Source organism: Paenibacillus sp. JJ-223 (assembly GCF_927798175.1).
In the GTDB taxonomy this organism is placed as follows: domain Bacteria; phylum Bacillota; class Bacilli; order Paenibacillales; family Paenibacillaceae; genus Paenibacillus; species Paenibacillus hubeiensis.
This window is the reverse complement of the sequence record NZ_CAKMMP010000018.1, coordinates 19,601-31,876: the sequence shown is the minus strand read 5'-3', so window position 1 is coordinate 31,876 and position 12,276 is coordinate 19,601. Positions and strand designations below refer to the sequence as shown.

Genomic DNA, 12,276 nt, shown 5'->3' with positions numbered 1-12,276 from the left:
TTTATAGATAGAGCTTGTTCGCAAATCCGACCCTTCAGCCATTTAAATCTTAGGCCAAATGTACTATAATTCTACTGCAATTAGAAATGTCTGTAAATGTCGAATACATCCGAATTATCGACACAGCATCGCAATTTTTTCGTGCACAAAAAAGGCAATTAAATCCCTATTCCAGCGCATAAGGAGCTCATGGAATAAGATGAATAGATTTAATCGCCTGACCAATGAAGAACTGTTCGTTTAATGCTTGTTGTTCTCTCTTACATCCAAAGATTTCGAAAAATCCATTTCCGAAGAAGTACGGATACAACCGCTCCGAAGATGATGCCCGAACCTGCGTCTGTATCTGTAAGCAATGCTCCGATCCAACCAACAACCGCCCCGCCTATCGCCCATTTCAGCAGCAATGATGTTCAACCCTTTCTCTTATATTCATTCAGATCGAGTCGTTCTCTAAACTACTCCACTATCCGAAGATATAGTATCATGGTCTCGAACCGACTCTTAACGGGCATTGGAATAACTCTCAAGAGCGACGGATATGTTGAGTTCGGTTTGTTTATTTCATTCTTTTATTCGATTCCATGCCTGAGTTCACATAATGGACAAACCTCATTTGACTTAAAAGTACATACAGACACAAAATGGACGCATTTAGGTGTCCATCAATTTGGAGGAATACAATGAACAAGAGTAAAGCACTGAAGCGTTTTTTATATAAGGAGTGTGATTTCAATTTTGATTTCACGCAAATTCACCGGGAATGGAGTTTGGAGAGCCTGATAAATGCCGTGGATACTGGCCGGCCGCTTCATGACACTTGCATGCACTTGGGACTGGATATAGATCAAACGGAAAGACTAGTCAAGGAGTACGTATTTCGATCCATCTATGAAGAACAATGTACTCTTTCGCCTAGACAAGTAGAACTGATGAACCAATATCATGATCACACTGTATTTAAAAGTTCGCTTGGCGATATTCTGGAACAGCTTGTATATCTCGACCCTCAGGCCTGGTTAAAACATTTCGAAAACTCCATTTTATATCTAAACGATGAGTTGGATAAAAGTAAACGGTCCGTGTCCGCATCATACTTGTCGGAAGAGGAGCAAGCCAAAGTCCTTGGGCGACTTTTCGGCCACCATTGCCTGACTTTTGATAACGTGGAGGATCATAGCAGCTTGGATCTGCACCAGATCAGACAGGAATGGATCAAATACGCGAAGAAGTCAGGGGCCGCATTTCATTTCTTCAAAAAATATTTGAAACAGGATCAGTTTCTGCATCCTCATCCCAACGATGTTTTGAAAAATGGCAAAAGGACACGAATCCTAAGTCAATTCACAATGTTCCAACAGGTTCTGAAGGACATTGCAGTCCAGCAAGACCCTCTTGAAGATATGAGATTATACGAAAGTGAATTGAACGTGGCTTATGTTAATTATACAAGTGCCAAAATCGAGAGTACGGGTCTGGCAGATTCTCCTCATGAAAAGCATAAGCTAGAGGCTATCGTGAAATTGACCGCTCTCTTTACGTTGGTAAAGAGCCCTGAGCTGCGAATCCATCTGTTCGATCATTTGGTGAAAGGTTCAGGGAATATGCCCTTTAATTTTGCGGCTGTACAATCAAACCCCAGCTTGCATTATGAGGATATAGAGGATGAATGCATGGACTACGAGGATGCCAAGGAAGGGAGAGCGGCATTATACCTCACCATTATTTTCATTGCAGAAATCACATTGAAAGCATTTGTTAAGGATAAGCTTAGCGAGGCTTCTATGTATTTCGGTCATGTCACTATGGATCCATCACAAATTGCAGATTCAGAAGATGAAGAAGAACTTTTGCAATTGAAGCGGAGGCTTATTTTGGTGGCACTCCTTCAAAAAAAAGGAAAAAACCATGTAAAGCACCAATTTGCTGCAAAACCGTATACTTTAAATACGGAGCCACTTCCCTCCGCATCGGACAGTACCTTCCTATCCGTGTATCGCTGGGTTTATGATGTGAACAAAGCCTATCGCAAAGGCTTGCTGTTTTCTGATGCTTGGAAGGAATACGCCAGTCTTGGCAGAAATAGAACCATGAGCTCGGCGCGAAATCTTGTCGGACGCCTTGACCATTTCGATCAAGCTTTCAAACAATTCGCACGAATCAAACCGGCCGATTTGGGTGCTGTTGACATTGATAGATGGTTGGAAGGATTATAATCATTCACACGATCTATTTGCATCCATCAAGCCTTCCATTATGGCGTAAGAAACAGTCTGATTTTGAGAAATCAGACTGTTTCACCTCTTGATGTCTATATCAGGCAGGGTTCTGTGCCTTGAACCAGGCTGCTGCAGCTTCGGCCTCCGTTCGCGTCAACTGGTGTCCTTGACGCTCCCAATGGATCTCAACATCAGCTCCCGCTCCGCTCAGCAGCGAAGCGAGTTCTTCCGTCTCCGATCTGGACACGATCGGGTCGTTCTCGCCCGCGCCGATGAATACCGGCAGGCCGTTCAGGTCAGGCAGCTCCAGGCCGCGCAGCGGCACCATCGGATGATGCAGAATGGCTCCCTTAAATACGCCCGCCCGATGGAACATCAGGCTCGCGGCAATGTTCGCCCCATTGGAATATCCGAGTGCGTATACGTTGGCGCGGTCAAAGCCGTACTCCTCGGCAGCCGCATCGAGGAAACTACCCAGCTCGGCGGTCCGTGCGATCAGGTCCGGCTCGTCGAATACGCCTTCCGCCAACCGGCGGAAGAAACGCGGCATGCCGTTCTCGGAGACGTTGCCGCGCACCCCGAGGATGGCTGCACCCGGCGCGATAAGGCTTGCCAGGCCGATGAGATCATTTTCGTTACCACCAGTGCCATGCAGCAAAAGAAGCGTTGGCGCATCGGGAAGGGAACCTGCTTTATAGATATGTTTCATCGTAGTTGTACTCATGATTGGGAATCTCCTTTCCATTCGCGGACTTCAATCGGCGGCAGCAGCTGTTCGATCTGCTCGCGGTGCGGTTCATACCATTCAGGCAGCATCAGTTTCGTCCCCATGCTTTCCTGGGGCTCATCCCGTGCAAATCCTGGAGGATCGGTAGCCAGCTCGAACAGGATGCCTCCCGGTTCTTGGAAATAGACGGCATTGAAGTATTGGCGGTCAATGATTGGCGTTGGATTATATCCGGCTTGATCAAGCTGTTTCTGCACCTGTTCATGCTCAGTGTAATCTTTGGCGCGCCATGCGATGTGATGCACCGTGCCCGCGCCGCCGACGCCCCGCTGGATGCCGGTGGACTGGACGTCGATGATCTGTCCGATGTCCCCGCTCGCCCGCAGACGAATGATGCCGTCCTCTTCGCCGATTGGTTCCAGACCGAGCATTTTTTCCAGCACTTGAATCGTTTTGTCTGGTACAGATGTATACAATACCGCGCCGCCAAATCCTTTGATCGCATATTCCGGCGTTACGCCATTGAACGACCATTTGCTTGGTGCGCCCTCTTCGCGTTCCACCAACTCAAGCAGCAAACCGCCTTTGTCGAAGAAACGAATATACTGCTCGCCGAACCGGGTTTTGCGTTCGAACGGAATATCGAAGGAAGCGAGGCGTTTTTCCCAGAATGGCAGGCCACCCACAGGGATCGTATAAACGGTCACGCCAGTTTGGCCGGAGCCGATGATGCCTCTCATCGCATTGGGATGAGGGAAAAACGTAATGATCGTGCCTGGTGCCCCATTCTCGTTTCCGTAATACAGATGGTACACGTCCGGCGCATCGAAGTTAATCGTTTTTTTCACCAGTCTGAGTCCGAGTACACCTGCGTAAAAATCAACATTTTTCTGAGCATCGTTCACGAATGCCGTAATGTGGTGAATGCCTGCCGTTCTGAACATAATCTCCACTCCCTTGGTTTGGTTTAATATGGATCGGTTATCTTAGCTTGAACCAAATGGCTTGTTGTTATTTATCTTTAATTTAAGATTCTTTAAATTCATATTAATCCATATTCCATCAGAATGCAAGCATTTATTTTAAAATTAAGATTTATCCGCAAAAAAAAGCCCTCGCCTTATGCGAGAGCCTGATTTTATTGGCGCAACTTTACGTCAACTTAAGCTTTTTCGGAGGCTGCACGAGATCCTTGTGTTCGTATTCGTCCCGAATATCGCCGACGATTTCCTCCAAAATATCCTCCATCGTCACGAGACCCACCGTATCCCCTTCTGCATTATGCACTGTGGCGATGTGCACGCGGCTCTGCTGCATCTGAATCAGGACATCCCTGATCAGAGCCTGTTCGGAGAAACCGGGCATGTCATGCACATATGCATCAATCTCGAAAGCTCGCCCTGCGGCGACGCTGGTCAACATCTCTTTCGTATTGATAAACCCGACAAAACGGTTCGAATCGCCGGGCGCGGTCACCGGATAACGCGTATATTCATGCCGATTCAAAATTTCAAGCATGCGTTCCAGCGGCATCTCTTTATCCACCGTAACGATTTTTTCCTTGCGAATCATGATCTCCTGCAGCAGCCGCTCATCAAAAGCGAAGATGTTTTTCAGGTAACCAAGCTCGGTCTGATTGATTTCTCCGCTCTCATAACTCTGTGCCATGATCATCTTCAACTCCTCTTCGGAGTGAACCGTATCATGCCCGGCCGGCTTGATGCGAAACAGGCCAAGCAGCAAACGTGCTGATCCGTTCAAGGCATGGATGAAAGGCTTCATGATGTTGCCGAACCAGTAAAGCGGACCGGCAAACATCAGCGTCATTTTCTCCGCGAACTGGATGGCCATCGTCTTCGGTGCAAGTTCGCCGATCACGACGTGCAGGAACGTGATTACCGCCAAAGCAATACCATAGGAAAGCACGGTCGCCAATGCCTCAGGCACGGCCAGCCGCTCGAACAGCGGATGCAGCATTTTCTCAACGGTGGGTTCACCGAGCGCCCCGAGAACAAATGCTGTTATTGTAATTCCCAATTGACACGCGGACAAATAATAATCCAGTTGATGGGCTACCTTTTTCGCCACGACGGCCCGTTTGTTTCCTTCCGCAATCAATTGGTCAATCCGGGACATCCGGACTTTCAGAATCGCAAATTCGGCCCCTACGAAAAACGCCGTCAATCCAATGAATACCGCGACCAAAAATAAGTTTAACGCTATTATTCCGTCCAATGATTTCCCTCCGTCAGAGGGATTCACCTCCAAAGTTTTACCATCGTATTTTTAATGTGAACATGTGATTATTCCGAAAAAGATCAGGCTTGCTGCTCGGCTTCAACGTTCGCCACACGTTCCAGCATCAGTTGTTTGATCTGGAAGTTGTCGGCTTCGACCACGGTCCAGACATATTCGCCTTGTACCACGATGTCGCCGTTCTCCACCTGCACACCCTTTTGAAACTGAATCCAGCCTGCGACGGTATCCAATTCTTCATTGCCTTCGAACTGAAGGCCGAATTGCCTCTCCAGCTCATCCAAAAGCACACGTCCATTGATCAGATACTTCTGATCCCCGGTTTCCTGAATGTCCGCGACCTCGTCGGCATCGAATTCATCCCGGATTTCGCCAACAAGCTCTTCCAGGATGTCCTCCATCGTAATAATCCCGGACGTACCTCCATATTCGTCAACAACAACGGCCATATGAACCCGCTCTTGCTGCATTTTGATCATGGCGTCCTGGATGCTGGTGAGCTCGGATACAAATGGGATTTCGCGCAGAAAATCAACAAGCTGATGTTCCCTGCTGGCAACCATGTCAGGCAAAATCTTTTTCACGTTGACCACGCCGATGATCCGGTCCTTGTCGCCGTCTTCGGTGACGGGGTAACGGGAATAATTATATTCATCCAATAAAGGAATAATATCATCATAATTCATTCTCTGATCCAGCGTGACGAGCTCGGTTCTCGGTACCATAATGTCCTTGGCGACACGCTCGTCGAACACAAATACATTTTCCAGGTAGGCCAGCTTGGTCTGGCTGGTTTCGTCCCCTTCGTAGCTTTGGTTCATGATGATCTTGATTTCATCTTCGGAGTAAGCCTGTTCATGCCCTGCCGGCTTGACGCCGAACATACGAAGGATTACGCGGGAAGCGCCGTTGAGCGCCCAGATGAACGGATACATCACTTTCCCGAACCAATACAGCGGCGGCGAAAGCAACAAGGTCAGCTTTTCGGCAAACTGAATGGCCAGCGTCTTCGGTGCCATCTCCCCGACAACAACGTGCAAGAAGGTTACGAGTATAAAAGCAATGGCATAGGAAGCTGCCGATGAGAACGACGCCGGAATGCTCAGCCAATCAAACACCGGGTACAACAATCTCTCCACCGCGGGTTTACCCAAAGCGCCAAGACCGAGTGCCGTGACCGTGATTCCCAATTGACACGCCGAGAGATAATAATCCAGATCCGAAACGACTTTACGGGCCAACACGGCCTTTTTGTTCCCCTCAGCCACAAGCTGATCCACGCGTGACGGCCGAATTTTAACCACAGCGAATTCGGATGCTACGAAAAATGCAGTTGCTGCAATCAAAAAAATGAGTAATGCCAAATTAATGACGGTAATTATGTCCAATGACTTCCCCGGTAGACAGGGATTCACCTCCAGATATAGTTACAGCGCTAACCGTTAACTTCATGAAGTTAACAAAGAACAGGCTGTATTATTCAAAAAAATATTTCACCATGGGTTCTACAAGCTATATGAAATCGAAAAGTCATAGGGGCCAACCTAGATCAGCCATCTCGACAGTATGCAGTATCGCCTACCCAATGGATATCCACCTCCTCGCCAAAACATATTCATTATTTCAGAGTAGTATAGCATGTTTTTCACCAAACCATCCAGTTGCACGTTATGGTTTGGGCCAATGTTCCATCGATCCGTTCACTATTTTGTTCACAATTCCTCAGCTATATGTAGATATTTTCTTATATATATGACCTATGGTTCTAGAACTTAAAAGGCTCAATCACTCGCCAAACATCTTTAACTTATCTATACGATGCAGAAAGCCCAAAAGATGCAAAACGTTTTTGACACGTTTTGTCTTCTGGGCTTTCTTTCACATTTCGATCACTATACCAGCGCTTTGGCCGCAATGTCGGAACGCTGATGTTTGCCTTCGAAACGGATGCGATCCGCCTCGGTGTATGCTTTGTCCCGGGCTTCTGCGATGTCCGCACCCAGGCCGACGACGCCAAGAATGCGACCGCCGTTCGTCAGCCACTCGCCGTTCTCGCCGCGAGCCGTGCCTGCATGGAATACGACGGCATCCTGTACTTGATCCAGACCTTCGATCACGATGCCTTTCGGGTAAGGGCCAGGATAACCGCCGGATGCCAGCACGACGCACACAGCGGCCTCGTCGCTCCACTCAATCTCGATATCCGCCAGCTTGCCGTGCACGGTAGCCCAGAAAATGTCCAGCAGATCGCTCTTCAGGCGAGGCAATACCACTTGCGTTTCCGGATCGCCGAAGCGGGCATTGAACTCGATCGTCTTCGGTCTGCCGTCCGGCGTGATCATCAGTCCCGCGAACAACACCCCGCGAAACGGGCGTCCTTCGGCCACCATTGCCTTGGCCGTCGGTTTGATGATCGTTTCCACCGCTTCTTCGATGATCGAGGAAGCGATATGCGGCAGTGGCGAATACGTTCCCATGCCGCCTGTGTTCGGTCCCTCGTCATTGTCGAATACCGGCTTATGATCCTGGGCCGCCGCCATCGGACGAACGGTTTCCCCGTCGACAAACGCCAGAATCGACATTTCTTGGCCTGCCAGAAATTCCTCGATGATGACCTTGGCTCCGGCTTCGCCGAACACCTTGTCCACCATGATGCTGCGCAGCGCCTGGTTGGCTTCCTCGCGGGACTGGGCAACCGTCACGCCTTTTCCTGCAGCCAGCCCGTCCGCCTTAATGACGATCGGGACAGGCTGCTGATCAAGATACGCCTGCGCCTGCTCGTAATTGTCGAATTTCTCGTACGCCGCCGTCGGAATGCTGTATTTGTGCAGCAGATCCTTCATAAACGTTTTGCTTCCTTCGATCTCTGCCGCATTGCGGCGCGGGCCGAATACGGGAATGCCTGTCGAATCAAACGCATCCACGATGCCGTCAGCCAGCGGATCATCCGGTCCGATGACCACCAGGCCCACTTGAAGTTCCACGGCGAGTGCCGTTAACTTGTCGAATTCATGCACCGCGATCGGGTGGCATTCGGCGAGCTCGGCAATGCCGGCATTTCCCGGCGCGCAGTGAATTTTGCCTGCTTTGGGGCTTTTAGCCAAAGCCCACACGATGGCATGTTCGCGGCCTCCGCCGCCTACGACCAATATATCCATTCGTTGTTCCCCTCCATGAAAATAACAGGATCAATTCAAATTATATAAGTTGAACCGATGATTTTTACACGGATTCACTACGTGGTCAGAACGATCTTCCGATCACTGTTATCCCCAGATTTTTTTGATCCCCTTTTTTCAAAGGGAAAATCCGGTGAAGCTTATGCTTCCGATGCAGCTTTCTTATAGAAAGCTTTTAAGCGACCGCTTCGCTTCTCCAGATTCTTTCTGCCCTCTCCGTTATCGTGTAAATGTCTAGTTCAACTTATATAGAAGTACACTTCGTAAACAACTCGTTCCCCGTCCAAACACATTCGGCCGCTAGTGTCGTCAGGCATCGTACCTTAAGCCGAAAATGAGGATGAACAAGCCGGGAATGCTTGTTCATCTTCATTGTGACGTTTATATTCTAGTGTTTGAAATGGCGCACGCCCGTGAAGACCATGGCAATGCCGTATTCGTTCGCCACTTTAATGGATTCCTCGTCTTTGATGGAACCGCCCGGCTGAATGACCGCTGTGATGCCAGCTTTTGCCGCAAGCTCCAGCGTATCGCCCATCGGGAAGAACGCATCGGATGCGAGCACGGCACCTTTGGCCAGATCGCCGGCTTGTTCGATCGCGATTTTGGCTGCGCCGACACGGTTCATTTGCCCTGCGCCTACGCCCACGGTCATGTCATTCGCTGCAAGCACGATCGCGTTGGACTTGACGTGTTTCACCACTTTCCATCCGAACAGCAGCTGCTTCATTTCTTCTTCGGAAGGGGCACGATCCGTCACGACCTGCAGCTCGGTTGCTTCGATGGAGTGAACATCGCTTTGCTGCACGATCATGCCGCCGTCGATGGAGGTTACAACGAACTGGCTTTCGCGATGGCGCGCCGCGCTCAGCTCGCCGGTTTTGAGCAAGCGGATATTTTTCTTTTTCGTCAAAATCTCGAGAGCTTCTTGGGTAAAGTCTGGCGCGAGCACGATTTCGAGGAAAATCTCGCTCAGCTTCGCGGCCGTATCGCTGTCGATAATGCGGTTTGCTGCGACGATGCCGCCGAAGATCGAAGTCGGGTCAGCCGCATAGGCTTTGCCGTAAGCTTCGAAAATGCTCGCGCCTACGCCCACGCCGCACGGATTCATGTGTTTAACCGCGACCACCGCAGGCTCTTCAAATTCTTTGACGATTTGCAGCGCCGCATTCGCGTCGTTGATGTTGTTATAAGACAGCTCTTTGCCGTGCAATTGCTCGGCAGATGTAAGCGTGTCGGCTGCTGCCAGCGGTTTGCGATAGAATGCCGCTTGTTGATGCGGGTTTTCGCCATAACGCAGGTCCTGGATTTTCTCGTAAGTCACCGTCAGGCGCTCCGGAAGCGGATCACCATTGATATTGGACAGATAATCGGAGATGAGGGCATCGTAAGCCGCCGTGTGGCGGAACACTTTTGCTGCGAGCTGTTTGCGCGTTTCCAATGTCGTATCTCCATTGCCGCGTACTTCTTCCAATACTTTGCCGTAATCCCCCGCATCTACGACGACGGTGACAAAAGCATGGTTTTTGGCAGCGGAACGAAGCATGGTTGGACCGCCGATGTCGATATTTTCGATCGCATCTTCATAGGATACGTCAGGTTTCGCAATCGTTTGTTGGAACGGGTACAGGTTCACGACGACCAAGTCGATGTAGCCCAGGCCCAATTCCTCCATCTGACGTGTGTGCTCCTCGTTGTCACGAACTGCGAGCAATCCGCCATGAACCGCCGGATGCAGGGTTTTAACCCGGCCATCCATAATTTCAGGGAAGTTGGTAATGTCGGAAATGCCGATGACAGGCACGCCTTCCTCTGCCAACAGGCTGCTTGTACCACCCGTCGAAATAATTTCCACGCCCATTTGCGACAGCTCGCGGCAAAAATCCACGATCCCCGTTTTATCCCATACGCTGACCAGCGCTCTTTTGATACTCACAATTTGCTCCTCCTTTATTGTCTCCGGACTCCACGCGCTTCTTGGTGAAACGTGAGCCGATTTATTTCCCGAGAAATATTAGAAAACGTCGATTGCCGTGCTTTCATAGAAGACAGACCGCCACTCACGGGAAATTTCTTGCGATGATCAAATCCTGACGCCGCAGAATGCGCAAAAATCCATCATTTCTCTGATACGCGCTTATTCGGCGTCAATGTACCAAAATGTCCGCTTATCCGTTTAATCCATTCGTGATTGAATCGTAACCTGACGGCCTTCAAGTTGGACCAAACCTTGGGCGAACCAGGACACCACTTCAGGATAGAGCTGCTTCTCGGCAGCATGAATGGCATCACTAACCGAATCCGGCGTATCCCCAGGCAAAATCGGTACAGGATGCTGGGCAATAATCGGCCCGGTATCCATGCCTCCATCCACGAAATGCACCGTAACCCCCGTCACCTTCACGCCATAATCCATTGCCTGGCCGATCGCATCCTTGCCGGGAAAAGCCGGCAATAAGGACGGATGGATGTTGATTAACCGGCCTGCATACCGATCCACCATGACCGAAGTCAGCAGGCGCATGTAGCCGGCCAGGACGACGAGATCGATGTTTCTGGATTCCAGCACATCCACGATTTCCGTTTCGTAGTCTTCGCGGGATGCATAGTTTTTCGGCGTAAACAGATGGCAAGCCACGCCCGCCTCTTCGGCCCGCTGCACGACCCGTGCAGCAGGCTTGTCGCAGACCAGCAGGTCAACGGAAGCTTCGATCTCCCCGTTCCGTGCCGCATCGACCAAGGCCTGAAAGTTCGTCCCTTCGCCAGAAGCAAATACGGCAATGCGGTATTGAGCCATTAAACATCCGCTCCCGCGAAGGTTACTCGTGCATCCCCTTCAGTTACACGGCCGATGACGTATGCTTCCTCTCCGGATGCTTTCAGCTCTTCCAGAGCCTGAGCAGCATCCGCCTCGTTCACGACGAGCACCAGACCGATTCCCATATTAAACGTGGTGAACATGTCGCGGTTCGAAACGTCGCCCGTTTTCTGAAGCAAGTCGAAGATCGGCAGGATCGGCCAAGAGCCGTATTCGATATCCACGTTCACGCTGCCTGGCAGCATCCGCGGAATGTTCTCGATGAACCCGCCGCCCGTAATGTGGGCCATGCCTTTGACGTTTACTTTTTCGAGCAAGGAAAGCAGTGGTTTGACGTAAATTTTGGTTGGCTCCAAAATAACGTCGCCGAGCTTGCCGCCCAGCTCTTCAATGTGATCCTGGAGGCCAAGTCCGGCTTTCTCGAGGAGAAGCTTGCGCACCAAGGAAAATCCATTGCTGTGCACGCCGCTGGACGCCAGTCCGATCACCGTGTCTCCAGGCGCAATCGCAGAGCCGTTGATGATTTTTGCCTTGTCCACGATACCTACCGTGAAACCGGCGATATCATACTCGCCCTCGCTGTACATGCCCGGCATTTCCGCCGTTTCGCCGCCGATCAGCGCACAACCCGATTGATGGCAGCCTTCGGCGATCCCGGCCACGATAGCTTCAATTTTCTCGGGAATAACCTTGTCGCAGGCCAGATAATCGAGGAAAAACAAAGGTTCCGCACCCTGCACGACGATGTCGTTCACACACATGGCCACGGCGTCGATCCCGATGGTATCATGGCGGTCCATGGCAAACGCGATTTTAAGCTTGGTCCCTACACCGTCTGTGCCGGATACGAGCACAGGCTCTTCGTATTTGTCTTTGTTCAAGCCAAACAGGGCGCCGAATCCCCCCAGGTCGGTCATCACTTCCGGACGGAAGGTCCGCTTCACGTGTTTTTTCATCCGTTCTACCGCTTCGTTACCTGCCGCGATATCGACACCGGCATTTTTGTATGCTTCTGACACTACCATCGCACCCTTCATCTGGTTCTATAGATCACATTTCCAATCGTTCTTGCCACCG

At 50.4% G+C, this 12,276-nt stretch carries 9 protein-coding genes; 1 reads left to right on the top strand and 8 read right to left on the bottom strand.

What is annotated here, in order from left to right; all coding sequences use genetic code 11:
- Nucleotides 1-683 precede the first annotated feature (683 nt).
- The gene (locus tag L6H98_RS26095) at nt 684-2,216 is read left to right on the top strand and encodes a hypothetical protein (protein ID WP_236420613.1); all 1,533 of its coding nucleotides are present in this window, start codon (nt 684-686) and stop codon (nt 2,214-2,216) included.
- A 100-nt stretch (nt 2,217-2,316) separates the two neighbouring features.
- Here the strand turns inward: L6H98_RS26095 and L6H98_RS26090 are convergent, their stop codons facing one another.
- From L6H98_RS26090 to purM, 8 genes are all read right to left on the bottom strand, one after another.
- Entirely contained in the window at nt 2,317-2,928 is a 612-nt protein-coding gene (locus tag L6H98_RS26090) for an alpha/beta hydrolase (RefSeq protein ID WP_236420719.1), read from the bottom strand.
- Nucleotides 2,929-2,939: 11 nt separating this feature from the next.
- Nucleotides 2,940-3,893, bottom strand: a complete 954-nt coding sequence (locus L6H98_RS26085) for a ring-cleaving dioxygenase (RefSeq protein ID WP_236420718.1) — start codon at nt 3,891-3,893, stop codon at nt 2,940-2,942.
- A 205-nt stretch (nt 3,894-4,098) separates the two neighbouring features.
- Nucleotides 4,099-5,181, bottom strand: a complete 1,083-nt coding sequence (locus tag L6H98_RS26080; RefSeq protein ID WP_236420612.1) for a hemolysin family protein — start codon at nt 5,179-5,181, stop codon at nt 4,099-4,101.
- An 83-nt stretch (nt 5,182-5,264) separates the two neighbouring features.
- A complete protein-coding gene (locus tag L6H98_RS26075) occupies nt 5,265-6,590 on the bottom strand; it encodes a hemolysin family protein (protein WP_236420611.1) in 1,326 nt (441 codons plus the stop codon).
- Between the two features lie 504 nt (nt 6,591-7,094).
- Nucleotides 7,095-8,360: a phosphoribosylamine--glycine ligase gene (purD, locus tag L6H98_RS26070; protein WP_236420610.1), complete on the bottom strand. Its 1,266-nt coding sequence runs from the start codon at nt 8,358-8,360 to the stop codon at nt 7,095-7,097.
- A 409-nt stretch (nt 8,361-8,769) separates the two neighbouring features.
- A complete protein-coding gene (gene purH / locus L6H98_RS26065) occupies nt 8,770-10,317 on the bottom strand; it encodes a bifunctional phosphoribosylaminoimidazolecarboxamide formyltransferase/IMP cyclohydrolase (protein ID WP_236420609.1) in 1,548 nt (515 codons plus the stop codon).
- A gap of 240 nt (nt 10,318-10,557) precedes the next feature.
- The gene (purN, locus tag L6H98_RS26060) at nt 10,558-11,178 is read right to left on the bottom strand and encodes a phosphoribosylglycinamide formyltransferase (RefSeq protein ID WP_236420608.1); all 621 of its coding nucleotides are present in this window, start codon (nt 11,176-11,178) and stop codon (nt 10,558-10,560) included.
- The gene (purM, locus tag L6H98_RS26055) at nt 11,178-12,218 is read right to left on the bottom strand and encodes a phosphoribosylformylglycinamidine cyclo-ligase (protein ID WP_236420607.1); all 1,041 of its coding nucleotides are present in this window, start codon (nt 12,216-12,218) and stop codon (nt 11,178-11,180) included. The genes purN and purM overlap by 1 nt, the downstream gene beginning before the upstream one ends.
- Nucleotides 12,219-12,276 lie beyond the last annotated feature (58 nt).